Here is a 16,594-nt window from a genome sequence, read left to right as displayed (position 1 = left end):
GCCGGGCCATCATGGTTCGGCTGTCCGGCCGTCGTGCACATCGGCTCCGGTCACCCGCCGTACCAGGTCCGCCCAGGTGCTCCGAAGGCGCGCGGTGGTGACCTGGGAGTGGCCGCGCAGGTGGTTCACGGTCTCCAGGTTCACGAAGGCGAGCATGGCGTGGGCAAGCATGTCGTGATCACCCTCGACGCCCGCCTCCCGCAGGAGCGCCGAGACGTGGCGGTGAAAGGCCTGGCCGTAGTGCGAGGCATGGCGTCGATCGCAAGCACTCCGCGGTGCCACGCGTGCGTACCCACATCCGCCGTCGATCCGCACCGGGTCGACGGGAAGGCGACGTGCCGCCGGCGGGTCGAGGGGCGCCCGGTGCGCAGGTAGAACCGGGAGACATGCGGCCGGCACTCATCGCGTCGAACTCGCAGAGGTAGGTGTGACCGCTGCCGGGCATCGCTCTCCTCAGGGACATCCTTGGCAGGAGGCCGAGCCATCCACCGCACCGGGCACGTCGGACAGGCCCGCCCGGCCCGGAGCGTCAGTTCAGCCGCAGCTGAGCAGTCCCGCGTCGGCCTTCGCGGCGAGGATCCGGTGCACGCTGTCGGCGACGTCGGCGCGGAACGCGGCGTCCTTCTGCATCCGGGCACTGACCGCCTGCGCCATCGCCGGTACGGTGGACGGTTTCACAGTGAGGATCAGGTTGCCGCCCGCCGCGAGGAAGTCGACCGCTCGCTGGGCCGGTGTGAAGGACCGTACGGCGACGGCCTGTCCGAGGTCGTCGGAGATGACCACGCCCTTGAAGCCGAGCTGGGTGCGCAGCAGCGTGCGGATGACCGTCGGCGAGAAGGCCGCCAGGTGGTGTGCGTCGATCTTGGTGTAGGTGGCCAGGGAGACCATCACGAACGGCGAGCCGGCCTTGATCCCGGACCGGAAGGGCGTCAGGTACGCATCGGACGCGGTCGTCACGGAGTCCACGACGTTCGCGGTGGTGTCGGTGTTGCCGATCACCCGGCCCAGCCCGGGGAAGTGCTTGAGCGTGGTCTTCACGTGGGCTTGTGCGAACCCCGCGGCGAACGCTTCGCTGTGCACGGCGACGGCGTCGGGGGTGTGACCGTACTCGCGGTAATGGTGCCCGATGGGACCATTGCGTGTCCCCAGGTCAGCCGGGACCACGTCCGCGACCGGGGCCAGGTTGAGGTCCACTCCGGCGGCCTTCAACTGAGCCGCCCAGACCGCGGCCCGGGTGCGCAGCGTCGACGCCGGCCAGGTGCCCTGGGTCAGCGCGGCTGGTATGGGCGAGAAACCGGGGCCGCTCAGCACCTGTACCTGGCCGCCCTCCTGGTCCGTGGCGACCATCAGGCCCACTCGCCGGCCGGAGACCGTGTCCGCCTGGCCGCGGAAGCCGTCGACCAGCTTGCGTGTCGCCTCGGTGCCTGCGGTGCCGCGCCCGGTCAGCATGACGGAGCCCACGTGATTGTCGCGGAGTGTACGCAGGTCGGTGGTGCTGGGGCGGGCCGCCGAAATCCCGCCCATGAAGAGCTGTCCAATGCGCTGGGCCTGGGTCATAGCGGAGTAGACCCGGTCGGCACACGTGGGCGCGGAGGTGGCCGGGACGGGGTCGGCTGCGGCGCGGGCCGGGTGCCCGGTGTGCGCCTGGGCGGCCGGTTCACTGCAGCCGACCGCGGCCAGCATCATGGTGACGAGCGGGACACCGGCACGCAGGGCCGCCGAACGGCCCCTGCCAGGTCGGCGAAGGCGTGCTGTCATGGATGGCGCTCCTGTCTCGCGGGATGGGACGGGCGGCGCGATCAACCGGCCACGGATGGGGCCACCACGGGGCGGGCCGGTCCGCTGCGCCCTACACGCTACGCCGCACGGCCCGACTACGCGCGCCGTGCGAAAACACGCTGAAGCGGCCGGGGGCGGGCTGCACCGTGTGCTTGTCGTCGCCCGCCGTGTCGTGCGTGCCGCCCGAGCGGGTCAGCGTCGACGACGGTCGGCTCCGGGGGCAGGGAGAGGACAGCCTGCTCGGGGGCGACGAGGTCCGCGGCGAGCGGGTCGGGCAGCGCCGGCCGGTGAAGTCGTTCAGACGGCGGCCTGCGGTCTGTTCGCAGAGCGCGGCCAGTTCCTCGGTGCCGATGCGCTGGTCCGGGTCGGCGGCCAGGCAGCGTTCGAGGAGCGGGCGGAGCAGGTCGTCGTAGCCGTCCAGGCGGGGCGGACGCATGGCGGTGTTGGCGATCTACGCGGCGAGCGTGAGGGCGCCGCCTTCGCCGTAGGGGTGGCGGCCGCTCGCAGAGACGGCGGCGAACAGGCCGAGCGAGAACACGTCCATAGCCGGCCCGACCGGCTCGCCGAGGGCGTGCTCCGGAGACATGAACTGCGGGGTGCCGATGACGCCGCCGAATGTGGTGAGTTGGGTGGCGTCGGCTGCGCGGGCGATGCCGAAGTCGATGACGTACGGCCCCTGGGGGCTCAGCAGGATGTTGCTGGGCTTGAGGTCGCGGTGCACGATGCCGGCCGAGTGGATCGCGGTCAGCGCCCTCGCGGTGCAGCCGGCGAGCTGAAGGACGGCGGGCTGCGGCGGCGGGCCGTGTGCCGCGAGAGCCTCGTGGAGGGGCCGTCCGGGGATGAACACCGATGCCGGCCAGGGCAGTTCACCGCTGATGTTCGTGGTCGACGACCGGGACGACCTGGTAACGCTGCACCCGGCGGGCGGCCTTGACTTCCTGCTCGAAGCGGCGCCGGAAGCCGGGGTCGCTGCCGTATGCGCGCCGGATCACCTTCAGCGCGGCGGGCTGTCCGCCGCGGGTGCGGGAGAGATGGACGGTGCCCATCCCGCCCTCGCCGATGCGCGCCGGCAGCTTGTATCCAGCGATCTCCCGGGGGTCTTCAGCCCCCAGCCGTTCCCCTGCCGCGTCCGCCGCCCATCCCGATCATGCCCCAGTTCCTTGATCGTTCGTGTGCGGAGATCGTAGCCGGGGCCCACCCGGCACCACCCGCGTTACGACGCGCCAGAACAACTGCGCGGCAACGACCAGTCCACACGCCCGACCTGAACAGCGACATACACGTCGTCCATGAACTGCGCCTGCGGCCCGCGCAGCGCAGACGTGTCGGCCATCTCGTCCCGAACTGCCCTGCACAAGGCGGAAGGCGGAAGGACAAGCGCGTCGACGAGCAGACCCGTGAGTGGAGGCGCACGTGTGAGCTGACGGTATCCGCCTCGATCTCCGCATGGAGGACGCCAAAGCCTGCATCCTGGTCCTCGCCGGGGTCCGCGTCGACCGCTCCGACGAAACGAGGGAATGCCGCGTGAGCCGACAAACGCCCACCGAGGCACCGTGGATGGTTCTGATCGGCCCGGCCGGCACCGGAAAAACCACTCTCGGCCGGGAGATCGCGGCGAGGACGCAAAGACCGTTCATCGATCTGGACGCCCTCGCGGACGAGTACTACGCGCAGGTGGGATGGAGCATCGCCAGACTCCGCGAGCGGATCGCCGCCGTCGGGCGTCTCGCGGCCGAAGCCGAGTGGGAACCAGCCCGAGCACACGCCGTGGCATGTGCTGTCGCCGACCACCGCGAAGCCATCATCGCCCTGGGCGCGGGCCATACCAGCTACACCGGCCACCAGCAGCTGGCCACGGTCCGCACGGCACTGAGTTGCTGCCCGGACGTCATCCGGCTCCTGCCCTCCCCCAACCGTGGGACCTCACTCAGCGTCCAACGGCAACGCTGCATGGCGAGCAAGGGCCGATCCTGGATCATCGACGGACATGACTTCCTCGCCCACTGGCTCGACGACAACGGCACCCGACTCGTCGCGACACGGACGGTCTACACCCTGGACGAGACCCCCGCCCAGACCGCAGCACGGTTGCTTCGAGGCTATGGGAGACGATGACGGCTCATCCGGTGCTGCGGGCGCCATTCGAAGAGCAGGATGGTCACGTCGTCCCGCAGTTGGTTGCGCTGGTAATCCAGGATGGCGTGGATGAGCAGCCGCAGCACCTCGGCGGGGCGCTGGCCGGCTGCGTTGGAGCGGATGATGAAGTCGGTGAACCGGTCGAGGCCGAACTCCGCACCGTCCGCGTCGCGCGCCTCCACGACACCGTCGGTGTAGAGCAGGACGCAGTCACCCGGTGCCAGCGTCGCCTCGTGGACCTGCCGGGGCGCCGGGGCGAGTGGGCCGGCCAGGCCGATCGGCGGCTGCGGGGGGGCTGTCCAGTGCCCCGGCAATCACCCGCTCGCCACGGATCAGCAGCGGCGGGGGGGGACCGCAATTGACCCAGCGGAGGATCCCCGTCTCGGCATCGAGCCGGCACAGCACGCCGGTACAGAAGTGGTCGGGCAGCCACTGGGCGAGCGCCTGGTCGACGGCGCCGACGACATCGGCCAGGCCGCCACCGGCGCGGCGGGCGTTCCGTGCCGCCGCCATGGCGACCGACGTGCTCAGACCGGAGGCCAGATCGTGCCCCATGGAGTCGATGATCATGGTGTGCAGCACGTTCTTGACCACCGAGTGGTCGAACGCGTCGCCGGCGATGTCGTACGCCGGCTCCAGGACCGCGGTCGAGACGCACCTTCTGCTGCTGATGGTGTGGGGTGGCAGAAAAGCCCGCAGCATCTCGGCGGGCAACCCCATGGTCACGGTACGGGTGCGGCCGGCGAGCCAATCGCTGTAGGCGCGTTTGGAGGTGATCAGCATGGCGAACAGATGGGCCAGCATCCGGCCACGACGCATCCGTACCTCGTCGAGCGAGGCGACCCGCACGGCCAGCACGCCCAGCCGCTCCGCACCGTCGATCAGAGGTATCCAGACGGTCACGCCGTCGTCGGCATCGACGACCCGCGGGGAGACGGTGCGGTACGCCCAGCCTGCCGACGAGTGGTCCACCTGCAGCGGCTGCAAGGCCTCGTCCAGCGGGATGAGTAGCCTTTGCTGCAGGTCGACAAGGTAGATCAGCGCGGTGCCCAGTCCGAGCGCCGAGGCGCACCGGTTCGCCAGGGCGGGCAGTTCGACCGGCAGGGCCGTCTGCGCCTCGGTGATCAGTTCTTCCAGCCGATGCTCGACTGCGGTGTCGGGACCGGAGGACACGTGCGGTGGGTCCGACACAGGTATCACCCCTTCCGCGCCCAGTCTCACACCGCGCCCGTCCTGTCTCACCTCAGGCACAACCACCTGGTCCGGACGGCCGGCCACATCATCACGGAGACACTCCGCCTCCACCCGCCCCCCCGACCGCTTCGATCCCGACCGCTGGGAGAACACCGCCCCGGACCACCAGAGACCTACCTCCCCTTCGGCGCGGGCCCGCAGAGATGCATCGGCGGCCAGTTCGTTCGCCACCACCGGCCAGGTCCCCAGGCGTCACCCCGCCCGGCTGCGCATGACCACACGCCGACCGCGACCGATTCCTCGTCCAACTCACCAGGGGGCGTACGGCCATGAGGGCGTCGCATACCTCGTCCAGAGGTGTCTCGGTGTGGTGAACTGCCCGGCGGAGCATGGTGATTCCCTGGTCAAGGCTCATGCCCACGGGCGGGCCGGGGTCGGCCACTGATCCGTCCGGGCGGACCGGCAAGTGGCGGCCCATGGCCGCAGCCGCACTCAGTCCGTGTCCCATGACGTCACCGAGGGTCAGTCGGACGGTAGAGCAGGGCGTTGTCGATGGCCATGGCGGTGCGAGCGGCGATGTCGCGCAGGGCGAGCACGTCGTCGGTGTCGAAGCCGGCGGGTCGGGAGCGCCTCCGTCCGCAACGGTCTCCCCCACCATGTGGCCGGTGAGCCCGGGTTGAAAGGATCCGGGTATGGAATTCGACGACCCCGTCGGCATGCGCCGGACATGCGCCGATCGGCTCGGTGAGAAGGCCGGCCGGCAGTTCGCGGCCATGGCCCGACGCGGCTTCCGGCTGGAGCCCGCGACAGCGGGCACCGAGCCGACCGGCCGATGCCGGCTCGGCGGGCCCGCCTTGCTCGAACCAGGCACCGCCTGGCCCGAAATCGACGGCGTCCCGCTGTCCGCGCACGCCGTCCTCGACACCGACGCCCTCGCCCCCTGGCTCGCGGCCGAGCTTCCGACGCGGCCGGGCCTGCTCAACTTCTTCCACCTGGATCCGGACGTGCCGTACGAGCGGTACCGCCTGCTGGACTCGTCCGGGCCCGAGGCCTGCCGCGTGATTCCCGCGGCCGCCACCCGGGCAGTCGAGAGAGCCGCCCCCGAACCGGCACGGAGCTATCCCGTACGGCCGCTGCGCGCGACCGAGGTGACCATGCTTCCGGACTGCTGGGACATCGAGGACGCCGACGTCGACTTCGACCCGGACGAGCACTGGGGTGCGGCATCGCTCATCCTGACCGCGATGGGCGACATCGACGGGAACACCGCCGGCCGGCATCGCGCCTTCGGCTGGCCCGACACCTCTTACGGGTCCCGGGTGACCCGTCGCGATTCCGACGGCCCTGCCGTCCACCTGCTCCAGCTCGCGCAGGACGCGGAGCTGGGATGGGGCTGGGGCGATGCCGGAACCCTGTATTTCTCGATCCCGGCGAAGGCCTTCGCGGCCGGCGACTTCAGCAAGGCGGAGGCGAACGGGCACTGCTGCTGACGCCGAGGGCCCGTCGGCGCCTCAGCTGATACCGGTTCCCGTGCCGCTGACACGGATGCGCGAGTCACCCGTGCGCAGTGTCACCGTGAGTTCGCCAGGACGGCCGAGGTCCTCGCCCTGATGCAGGGTGAGGACGGCGTCCTCGGGAACCAGGCGCAGTTCACGGGCGTACGCGCCGAACGCGGCGGCCGCGGCACCGGTTGCGGGGTCCTCGACGACGCCGCCGACAGGGAACGGGTCACGGACATGGAAGACGGTGGCCGACGCACGCCACACCAACTGAACCGTGGTCAGGTCCAGGCGGTGCATCAGAGCTTCGAGACGCTCGAAGTCGTACGCGAGATCCGCAAGACGTGCGCGTGTCGCGGCTGCCAGCACGAGGTGGCGGGCGCCGGCGAACGCGATGCGAGGCGGGAAGGCCGGGTCGAGGTCGGTGGCCGGCCAGCCGAGCGCGGCGAGTGCCTCCGCCAGGTCGGCCTGGGCGATCTCTTCGATGTGCGGCTCGACACTGGTGAGTGTGGCCGTGACGGTTCCGTTCTCCTCGGTCACCTCCACCGGCACGGTGCCGGCACGTGTGGCGAACAGCAGCTCGCCGGGGCCTGTCCGCTCGGCGAGCGCGATGGCGGTGGCAACGGTGGCGTGGCCGCAGAACGGCACCTCGGCCTTGGGACTGAAGTAACGGATGGTGTACGCCCGGCCCTCCTGGCCGCCGAGGCCCTGCGGCGGCGGGGTCAAAAACGCCGACTCCGAGTACCCCAGGTCAGCGGCGATGGCCAGCATGTCGCTGTCGTCCAGGGCAGTGGCGTCCAGAACCACACCGGCGGGGTTTCCACCATCGGGGCTGTCGGAGAAGGCGGTGTATCGCAGTACCTCGGGCAGCGGCGCATTTGTCGTCATGTTCGCGGCAACACAGAGCTCGCCCGCGGGTATTCCTGAACGCAGGTGGAGGCGGGGCGCGCCCCGGCCTGCGCAGGGTTCGCGGCCACGCTGACGACGGCCGTGGCAGAGGACTTGTCCGGGACCTGCCGCCTCGTCAGAGCCGTACGACGATCAGTGCGACATCGTCCCGGCCACCGCTGGCGACGCCCAGGCGCGCCAGGATGGTGTCGGCGAGCTGTTCGGTGCCGAGACGGCCGAACTCGCTGAGCACGTCGATCAGTTGGCCGAGGCCGGCGTCGATGTCCTGGCCCCGCCGCTCGATGAGCCCGTCGGTGTAGAGCACGAGGGTGTCCCCGGGCTTGTACGGCAGGCTCGCCTGCGGGCGGGGGACGTGCTGCGGACGGGCGCCGAGCGGTGGGTCGGTGGCCTGGTCCAGCAGTTCGCAGCGGCCATCGGGGTGGGCGAGCACCGGCGGCGGGTGGCCCGCACTGCTGTAGGTGATCAGACGGCTGCGCGTGTCGATGACCCCTTTGAAGGTGGTGGTTCCCAGAGCGCCCTCGACGGACCGGGCGTACAGGCCGAGAACCTCAAGGGCCTGTGCCGGGCGTTCCAGGGCGCGGATGGCGGCGGACAGGGCGCTGCGGAGCATGCCCATGACGGCAGCCGCCCTCAGGCCATGGCCGATGACGTCGCCGACGGCGACGGCGAGCCGGTCGGGCGGGATGTCGACGACGTCGTACCAGTCGCCGCAGACGTTGAGGGAGCCGGTGGCGGGCAGATAACGCACCGCGATGTCGCGATGGTGGGCCAGGTCGGGGGCGTGGAGCATGGCTTCCTGCAGGGTGACGGCGACCTCGCGTTCGCGGGTGTGGGCCTGCCGCAGTTCCTCGTTCAGGCGTTGCAGCTCCCGCGCTCGTGCGTACAGTTCCGCCTCCAGAACCTGCGCCTCCTCCAGCCGCTCCCCCACCCGGACGCCGGCGGGGTGGGCGGCCTGGTACGCCTTGACGAACTCGGTGACGTCCTCGACCCGGTGGATGATGTAGTCCACCTGCCCGTCCGGGCCCAGCACAGGGGTGTTCACCGGGGACCACCACCGCTCATCGAAGACCCCTGGCCGGCCCATCACAGGGATGTCGTACTTCTGCAGCGCCATCGTGTCGGCCTGGCGGGTGGCGAGGACCCGGTGCAGGGAAGCGCCGAGATTGCGGACCCCGTCGGCCTCCGGGTCGGCGGGGTTGTCCGGGAACGCGTTGAAGACATGCCTGCCGACCAGGTCCTCCCGGGTGCGTCCGGTGACCGCCAGATAGGCCCGGTTCACATCCACGATGACCAGGTCCGGAGCGAGCACCAGATAGGGGCTCGGCGTCGCGGCGAACAGGGCCGCGTGATCAACCAGCGATGCCACCGATGGCGCTCCCTTCCCGCCCCAACGGCCTCATCCTCAATCTACGGGCCGTCCTGCGACTGCGCCCACCGCGTTCCATCCCGACCAGCCCCTCGGCCTTCGAGGGGCTGGTCGGGCGAACGGGTGGACCGGCGATCCGGTGCAGCTCGTGCCAAGCTGGGAAGCCGGGTCGGCGGGCCCGCGGGGCGGTGTCCCGCCGTCGGAGCGGTGCCCCGCCCCGGGGCCGTGTCGACGCTGGGAACGGTGAGTGCGGATGAGCCCGAGCTCCGCGGACGGTGCGGATCCCGGGCCGGCCGATGCCGGCAACGGGCCGGCCGTCTCCCGTCGGGAGTTCGACGCGCTCTTCGAGACGGTCCGCACCTGGGGCCGCTGGGCCCCGGCCGATCGCGGTGCCTGGAACCGGGTGACCGCGGAGCATGTGCGGCGGGCCGCGGCCGTGGTGCGGGCCGGGAAGGTCGTCCCGCTCGGGCTGCCCTGGAACACCCTGCCCGGCCCGGACAACCCCAGGCCCGCTCTGCACCACATGACCGATCTCGGTGACGTGGAGAGCCCGGAGCCCTCCACCCACAAGGACTTCCTCGCCGCCGACTACCACGGCAAGGCCGTCACCCATCTCGACGCCCTGTGCCATGTCGCCTACCGGGGGCAGCTCTACGACGGCCGGACGGCGACGGACCTCGTCGGCGCGGCAGGTGCCCGTTTCGGAGCGGTGTCGGCGCTCGGCCCTCTGGTCACGAGGGGGGTTCTCCTCGACCTGCCCGCGGTCCTGGGGGTCCGCTGGCTGGAGCCGGGGCAGGCGGTGCGTGCGAAGGACGTCATCGCCGCGGAGAGCGCACTCGATGTGACGATCGGCGAGGGCGACGCGGTGCTGCTGCGCTCCGGGCACGTCCGCCGCCGTGGGGAGCTCGGTGCCTGGGACCCCGGTGCGGCGAGCGCGGGCTTCCACGTGGACGCCGTACCACTGCTGGCCGAGCGCGGCATCGCGCTGCTCGGCGGTGACGGCGACAGTGACGTACGGCCCTCACCTGTCGACGGCGTGCACTCGCCCGTCCATGCCCTGGCCCTGGCAGCGATGGGGGTGCCGCTGCTGGACAACCTCGACCTGGAGGCCCTGTCGGCCGCGACGGCGGAGGCGGGGCGGCATGAGTTCCTGCTCGTCGTGGCGCCGCTGAACGTCCCGGGCGGCACGGGCTCGCCCGTCAATCCGGTAGCCGTTCTGTAGCTAGAGATGCCGAATGTCCCTGTTTCTCGTCTATGTCATATTGTTTTGGTTAAGCGGACTCCTGCAGGCGCGAGTGAGGCGAAGCGTGGTTCGGCCCGACGGGAAAGCGATACCGACAGGGCGTGCGACAGACGGCACAGGGCCCGCCCGTTCGCGTGAGCGTTTCCTGGAGGGCGAGCCCGTGGAAGCCTGTGTGCGCACCCCCATCTCGAACTCGTGGCAGCGCTGCCGGGCCCTGGGGCTCTCGCCCGACGATTCCGGCCCTCCCTACCGGGCCGACTTCGATGGTGACGCCCGTATCGTCCGGGCGGCCGTGCCGGTGCTCGACCGGCTGCAGTCCTGGTTCGCCGGCAGCAAGATGAACATCTCCGTCGCCGATGCGAACGGCACGGTCCTGCTGCGCCGCTTCGGAGAGGCGTCCCTGGCCCGAAGCCTCCCGGCGTTCCAGCGCGTACCCGGGTTCGTGTTCGCCGAGCAGTACGCCGGCACCAACGGAATCGGTCTCGCGCTGGCGGAGCGGCAGCTCATCCAGGTCTACGGCGCCGAGCACTTCGCCGAGCGCTCGCAGGGAAACGCCTGCCGCGCGCTTCCCGTCCGCGACCCGATCAGCGGCCGCATCGAGGGCGTCCTGTGCCTCGGATATCCGCGCAGCGCCGAGGACCCTGCGCTGGCCACCGTGATCCGCAAGGCGGCCCGCGCCATCGAGAGGCGGCTTCTGGGGCAGAGTTCCGAACGTGAGCGCGCCCTGCTGCGGGCGTACCTGGACACCGGCGCCGAAGCCGCCACCGGCCCTCACCACAGCGTCGGTGTCGGCGAACTGGCCTTCGGGCTGCACCCGCGTGACCAGGAGATCCTGATGGAGAAGGCCGCCGAGCTGATCTCCTGCGCGCAGCGGGCCGCAGTCCGAGTCCTCCTGTCCGACGGCCGGCGGGTCACACTGGTGAGCCGCCCGATGACGAGCGCCACCGGGGTGGAAGGCTTCGTCACCGAGGCCATTCTGTCCGGTCCCTCACCGCACGAACCCCTCATCGTCCCGCAGTCGGCCACCGTCCCGCAGTCGGCCGAGGAGGGGCTGCGCCTCCCCGTCGACCCCGCCGCCTCCGTCGTCCCCGCCGCCCTGCTGTCCGGAGCCGTTCCCCGCGCCGCGGCGCCCGGCCTCGTCCCCGGCCGAGCCGACGTGCCCGGCACGGGCGAGGCATCTGCGGGCGGGCCAGGCGGCACGGCGGGCGGTCACCCCGGCTGCCCGCCCCCGGCGCGAGGGCTCGTGATGGTGGGAGAGCCGCACGTGGGGCGGTACGCCCTCGCCGCGCGCCGCCGCCTGGAGTTGCTGAGCGACGCGAGCACGCGTATAGGCACCACCCTGGACGTGCGCCGCACCGCCGAGGAACTCGCCGAGACGGCGGTGCCGCGACTGGCCGACTACGTCACGATCGATCTGCCGGAGGCCGTACCGCGCGGCGAGGAGGCCGCCGATCCGTTCACCGACCTGTACCGGACGGTGGTCCACGGCATCCGCGACGACTGTCCCTTCCACCCGGTCGGCAAACGCGTCGACTACGGCCCGACCACGCCGCAACTGCGCTGTCTGACCGGCGGGCAGGCGGTGCTGGAGCCGGACCTGAAGACCGCCGCCGGCTGGCTCGCCCACGACCCCGAGCACACCGAGGAGCTGCTGACCCGCGTCCACTCCCTCATCGCGGTCCCCCTGGTCGCCCGTGGCGTCGTCCTGGGAGTGGCCGCCTTCTACCGCGGGCAGGACCCGGCACCCTTCGGCGACGACGACCGTTCGCTCGCCCAGGAACTCGCCACCCGCGCCGCCCTGTCCATCGACAACGCCCGGCGCTACACGCGGGAGCGCACCATGGTCCTGGCCCTGCAGCGCAGCCTGCTCCCGCACGGTCTGCCCGACCAGGACGCCGTCGAGGTGGCGCACCGCTACCTGCCCGCGGAGTCCGAGGTGGGCGGGGACTGGTACGACGTCATCCCCCTCTCCGGCACCCGTGTCGGCCTGCTGGTCGGCGATGTCGTCGGTCACGGCATGCTCTCCGCCGCCACCATGGGCCGGCTGCGCACCGCCGCTCGCAGCTTCGCCGAACTCGACTACCCCCCGGACGAGGTCCTCACCCACCTCGACAACCTGGTGGGGCGCCTCGACCGGGAGGACCCCGACGCGGGAGAAACCGGCATCATCGGCGCGACCTGCCTGTACGCCGTCTACGACCCGACCACGCAGCAGTGCGTCATGGCGCGCGCCGGGCATCCGCCGCCCGCGCTGGTCCGCCCCGACGGCACGGTGTCCTTCCCCGACCTGCCCGCCGGGCCCCCGCTCGGCCTGGGGGGCCTGCCCTTCGAGGCCGCGGAGGTCCACCTCCCCGAGGGCAGCGAGCTGGTCCTCTACACCGACGGGCTCTTCGAGGACCGGGACCGCGACGTCGACGTGGTCCTCGACCAGCTCCGGGGCGCCCTGGCCCACCCGGAACGCACACCCGAGGAGACCTGTGAGGCGGTCCTGGACACCGTGGCCCCGGCCCACCCCCGTGACGACATCGCCCTGCTCGTCGCCCGTACCCACGTCCTGGACCCCCACCGGATCGCCGCCTGGGACCTGCCCGCCGACCCGTCGCTCGTCAGCGAGGTGCGCGGCTCGGCCCTCCGGCAGCTGGCCGACTGGGGAGTCGAGGAGGCCTCCTTCGCCGCGGAACTGGTGCTGAGCGAGCTGGTCACCAACGCCATCCGTCATGGCTCCGGACCCATCCGCGTACGTCTGCTGCGCGACCGCACCCTGATCTGCGAGGTCTCCGACACCAGCAACACCGCCCCGCACCTGCGCCGGGCAGCCACCACCGACGAGGGCGGCCGCGGTCTGTTCCTCGTGGCCCAGCTGGCACAGAGCTGGGGTACGCGCTACCTCCCGCAGGGCAAGGTCATCTGGGCCGAATGCGGGCTCGACGGCGTCTGAGGCCGTCGGCGCTGCTGAGCCGTTGGTGTCACAGAAGGCGAAAAATCCGGAATGCCATGAGGTGATCCACTAGTATCACTGGCAAACAGTCGGGAAGAAATCGCCCTGCCGACCCCCGGAGATGTCCGTGCACGACCCTCCCGACACCTCTGCGAACGCGGTCAGGGACGTCGGGGCCGACCCCGTGGTCCGCATCCGCGGGCTTGCCAAGCGGTTCGGCGGGACCCTCGCTCTGGACGGCGTCGACCTCGATGTCCGGGCCGGCAGCGTCCTCGCCCTGCTCGGCCCCAACGGTGCCGGAAAGTCCACGCTCATCAAGGTGCTGGCAGGCGTCCACCCTGCCGACGCGGGCCGGATCACGGTGGGCGGGCATCCGCTCGGCAGTCATGCCGCCTCCCGCAGCATGTCCTTCATCCACCAGGACCTCGGGCTCGTGGAGTGGATGACGATCGCCGAGAACTTCGCCCTGACCATCGGATATCCGCGTCGCGCCGGGCTGATCTCCTGGCCGCGGACCCGGGAGCGTTGCGCCGAGGCTCTGGAAGCCGTCGCCGGACACCTCGATCCCGACACGCCGATCGCCGGTCTCGGCCCGGCAGAGCGCTCCCTGGTCGCCATCGGCCGGGCCCTGGCGGCCCGCACGACACTCATCGTCCTCGACGAGCCGACCGCCCGCCTCCCCGCCGCGGACTGCGCCCGGCTCTTCCGCGTCCTGCACACACTGCGCGACCAGGGACACGGCATCCTCTACGTCACCCACCGCCTGGACGAGGTCTACGAGGTCGCCGACACCTTCGCCGTTCTGCGCGACGGCCGGCTCGTCAGCCACGGCCCGCTGGCGGGTCACAGCCCCGCCCGGCTGGTGCACGACATCGTCGGCGAGGAACCGGCCCGCCATCGCCCCGCCACCGGCCCCGCAGGCGGCCCCGCCGTCCTGACCCTCGACGGCGCGCGGACCACCGGCACGGGAACGGTCACGCTGCGCCTCCGGGCCGGGGAGGTCCTGGGCCTGGTCGGCCTCTCGGGCGCCGGACACATGGACCTGGGCCGCGCCCTCGCCGGCGCCCTGCCCCTCCTTGGCGGCCAGGTGCTCCTCGGCGGCAGGCCCTACCGACCCCGCACGGTCGCCGAGGCCGTCGCTCTCGGCGTCGGCTTTGTACCCGGCGACCGACAGCGGGAGGGCTGCGCCGCCGGGCTGACCGTCCGCGAGAACCTCCTGGCCAATCCCCGTGCGGGAGGCATGCCCGCGCTGCACTGGATCAGCCCCCGCCGTGAACGCGCCCGGGCCACGGAGCTGATCGAACGGTTCGCGGTGCGTCCCCGCGCCATCGAGGCCCCCATCGCCACCCTGTCCGGCGGAAACCAGCAGAAGGTCCTGATCGGCCGGTGCCTGCGGGCGGGCCTGCGCCTGCTGATCCTGGAGGAGCCGACCGCGAGCGTGGACGTCGGAGCCAAGACCGCCGTCTACCGCCTGCTCGACGAGGCGCTGGCCGCCGGCCTCGCGGTCCTGCTGGTCTCGACCGACTTCGAGGAGGTGGCGGGCGTGTGCCGCCGTGCCCTGGTGTTCGTCCGCGGATGCGTGACAACCGAGCTGAGCGGAGCGGGTCTCACGGTCGCGGGGCTCACCCGGGCGGCCTCGGCCGTGCCGCCGGTCCCCGGAACCACCACGGACTCATGACCGCCCCGCCCTCGTCCTTCCCGCCCCGTTCCCGGCCGCACGGACGCGGCCCGGCCTGGCACCTCGTGGGCGCCTACGGCCTGCTGGTCCTCACCGCTCTGCTCTTCCTGTTCTTCTCCCTCACGCTGCCGCACACGTTTCCCACACGGGACACCGTCGACTCGATCCTGTCCACCCAGTCGATCCCGGCCGTCCTCGCGCTCGCCGCCATGGTTCCCATCGTGACCGGCTCGTTCGATCTCTCCCTCGGCTACGGTCTCGGCCTGGCGCACGTCATGGTGCTGCATCTTGTCGTCGACGAGGCATGGCCCTGGCCCTGGGCCTGCCTCGTGGTGATCGCCGGCGGGGCGGTCGTGGGCGTCCTCAACGGTGTGGTCGTCGAGTTCGGCCGGATCGACTCGTTCATCGCCACCCTCGGGACCGGCAGCATGCTGTACGCCGTGACCGGCTGGGTCACCGGCGGCGGCCGGATCGTCCCGGGCCCACAGGGTCTGCCGGCGGCCTTCACCGGCCTCTACGACTCCAGGTTCCTCGGCCTGCCGCTGCCCGCCTTCTACGTGCTCGCCCTCGCCGTCGCTCTCTGGGTGGTGCTGGAGCGGCTGCCGCTCGGCCGGTGCCTGTACGTCATCGGTGCCAATCCGCGCGCCGCCGATCTGGTCGGCATCCCGACCCGCAGATACACCGTCTACGCGTTCACCGCATCGGGGCTGATCGTCGGCTTCGCCGGTGTGCTGCTGGCGGCTCAGCAGGAGATCGGCAATCCCAGTGTCGGTCTCGACTATCTGCTGCCCGCCTTCACCGGCGCCCTCCTCGGCACCACCGCGATCAAACCCGGCCGCCCCAACGCCCTGGGCACGGTCGTCGCCGTCGCCGTGCTCGCCGTCGGCCTCACCGGCATCGGACAGATGGGCGCCGACTTCTGGACGATCCCCCTGTTCTACGGCGGCACCCTGCTGCTCGCCGTCGGCCTGGCCGGCTACTCCGCCCGCCGGCTGAGCACCGGGGCCGGTGCGGCCCGCGACGCACCGGCCGTACCGCCGCAGCCGCCTCCGTCGACGTCCGGAGACGGAACCACGGGCACCGCTCCATGACTCACGCCAGGGGCCCGGCTCCGCAACCCCGGCCGCCCCCTGACGCTCGTCCTTCCGCGAGGAGCTCCCGTGCACCGCAGCTACCGCAAGGCCACCCGCCTCGTCGTCACGGCCCGATCGGTGTCCATCGCCCTGCTGGCCACGGCAACCGTGTTGACCGGCTGTCAGCGCGGCTCGCCGCCCGGCCCCACGGCGTCCGCCACGGGCCCGAGCGGCTGCCCCACGGCCCAGACCAGGGCCCGGGCCGCGGTTGCCCGAGCGGAGCAGACCGACACCGCCTGGAACGGCCCGACCGGCGGCCCGACGGCGGTCTCCGGCAAGACGATCGTCTATGTGGCGCAGACCATGACCAACCCCGGAGTCGCAGGCGTCACGAACGGCGTGCGGGAGGCCGCGAGAGTCATCGGCTGGAACGTCCGGGTGATCGACGGAGGCGGCAGCCCCGCCGGGATCCAGGCGGCCATGAGCGAGGCCGTGACCCTGAGGCCCTCGGGCATCGTCATCGGCGGCTTCGATCCCGGTTCGACCTCGCAGCAGGTCGGCCGGGCCGGCGCGGCCGGCATCCCGCTCATCGGCTGGCATGCGGTCGCCTCCCCCGGCCCCAGCAGGCGGCCCGAGCTCTTCACCAACGTCACCACCCGGGTCGAGGACGTGGCCGGCATCAGCGCACGGTGGATCATCTCGCAGTCCAACGGCCGGGCCGGGGTCGTGCTCATCACCGACGCCTCGATCCCCTTCGCGAGAAACAAGTCCGAGCTGAT

14 protein-coding genes and 1 pseudogene are annotated in these 16,594 nt (G+C 71.8%); 7 read left to right on the top strand and 8 right to left on the bottom strand.

Translation table 11 applies throughout. The annotated features are described in order from the left end of the window. Positions 1-9 precede the first annotated feature (9 nt). From LE548_RS35460 to LE548_RS46180, 5 genes are all read right to left on the bottom strand, one after another. On the bottom strand, positions 10-171 hold the full coding sequence (locus LE548_RS35460) for a hypothetical protein (RefSeq protein WP_225101137.1): 162 nt from the start codon (positions 169-171) through the stop codon (positions 10-12). A gap of 363 nt (positions 172-534) precedes the next feature. Next, positions 535-1,758, bottom strand: a complete 1,224-nt coding sequence (locus LE548_RS35455) for a glycoside hydrolase family 3 N-terminal domain-containing protein (RefSeq protein ID WP_225101136.1) — start codon at positions 1,756-1,758, stop codon at positions 535-537. Between the two features lie 91 nt (positions 1,759-1,849). Further along, on the bottom strand, positions 1,850-2,215 hold the full coding sequence (locus LE548_RS46190) for a hypothetical protein (RefSeq protein ID WP_308030978.1): 366 nt from the start codon (positions 2,213-2,215) through the stop codon (positions 1,850-1,852). Positions 2,216-2,230: 15 nt separating this feature from the next. Then, positions 2,231-2,626 (bottom strand): serine/threonine-protein kinase, encoded by a 396-nt coding sequence (locus LE548_RS46185; protein WP_308030977.1) that lies wholly within the window; start codon positions 2,624-2,626, stop codon positions 2,231-2,233. 19 nt (positions 2,627-2,645) lie between these two features. Next, positions 2,646-2,825, bottom strand: a complete 180-nt coding sequence (locus LE548_RS46180; protein WP_308030976.1) for a hypothetical protein — start codon at positions 2,823-2,825, stop codon at positions 2,646-2,648. Between the two features lie 400 nt (positions 2,826-3,225). Between LE548_RS46180 and LE548_RS35445 the strand changes: the two genes are divergently transcribed. Beyond that, a complete protein-coding gene (locus LE548_RS35445; RefSeq protein WP_225101135.1) occupies positions 3,226-3,894 on the top strand; it encodes an AAA family ATPase in 669 nt (222 codons plus the stop codon). Here the strand turns inward: LE548_RS35445 and LE548_RS35440 are convergent. Next, positions 3,879-5,115: pseudogene (locus LE548_RS35440) on the bottom strand (PP2C family protein-serine/threonine phosphatase). The gene LE548_RS35445 and the pseudogene LE548_RS35440 overlap by 16 nt on opposite strands. Positions 5,116-5,801: 686 nt before the next feature. On the opposite strand from LE548_RS35440, the gene LE548_RS35435 reads away from it, so the two are divergent. Continuing rightward, a complete protein-coding gene (locus LE548_RS35435; RefSeq protein WP_225101134.1) occupies positions 5,802-6,599 on the top strand; it encodes a DUF1963 domain-containing protein in 798 nt (265 codons plus the stop codon). 21 nt (positions 6,600-6,620) lie between these two features. Here LE548_RS35435 and LE548_RS35430 read toward each other — a convergent pair whose 3' ends face one another. Then, entirely contained in the window at positions 6,621-7,496 is an 876-nt protein-coding gene (locus LE548_RS35430) for a PhzF family phenazine biosynthesis protein (protein ID WP_225101133.1), read from the bottom strand. A gap of 136 nt (positions 7,497-7,632) precedes the next feature. Beyond that, positions 7,633-8,883: a PP2C family protein-serine/threonine phosphatase gene (locus LE548_RS35425; RefSeq protein ID WP_225101132.1), complete on the bottom strand. Its 1,251-nt coding sequence runs from the start codon at positions 8,881-8,883 to the stop codon at positions 7,633-7,635. Between the two features lie 253 nt (positions 8,884-9,136). Between LE548_RS35425 and LE548_RS35420 the strand changes: the two genes are divergently transcribed. The 5 genes from LE548_RS35420 to LE548_RS35400 form a co-directional block, all read left to right on the top strand. Next, entirely contained in the window at positions 9,137-10,105 is a 969-nt protein-coding gene (locus LE548_RS35420) for a cyclase family protein (protein ID WP_225101131.1), read from the top strand. 85 nt (positions 10,106-10,190) lie between these two features. Continuing rightward, complete coding sequence (locus LE548_RS35415; protein WP_225101130.1) at positions 10,191-13,064, top strand: SpoIIE family protein phosphatase; 2,874 nt, start codon at positions 10,191-10,193, stop codon at positions 13,062-13,064. 127 nt (positions 13,065-13,191) lie between these two features. Continuing rightward, the gene (locus tag LE548_RS35410) at positions 13,192-14,742 is read left to right on the top strand and encodes a sugar ABC transporter ATP-binding protein (protein WP_374116215.1); all 1,551 of its coding nucleotides are present in this window, start codon (positions 13,192-13,194) and stop codon (positions 14,740-14,742) included. Continuing rightward, positions 14,739-15,833 carry an ABC transporter permease gene (locus LE548_RS35405; RefSeq protein ID WP_225101128.1) on the top strand — a complete coding sequence of 365 codons (1,095 nt, stop codon included), beginning with the start codon at positions 14,739-14,741 and terminating at the stop codon, positions 15,831-15,833. Before LE548_RS35410 ends, LE548_RS35405 begins: the two co-directional genes overlap by 4 nt. Positions 15,834-15,902: 69 nt before the next feature. Continuing rightward, positions 15,903-16,594, top strand: a 692-nt coding sequence (locus LE548_RS35400; protein ID WP_225101127.1) for a substrate-binding domain-containing protein, incomplete at its 3' end; no start/stop codon positions are given.

This window comes from Streptomyces sp. CoH27, assembly GCF_020181035.1.
Classification (GTDB): Bacteria; Actinomycetota; Actinomycetes; order Streptomycetales; family Streptomycetaceae; genus Streptomyces; species Streptomyces camelliae.
The sequence above is the reverse complement of the archived record's forward strand: the minus strand, read 5'-3'. Positions and strand labels throughout refer to the sequence as shown.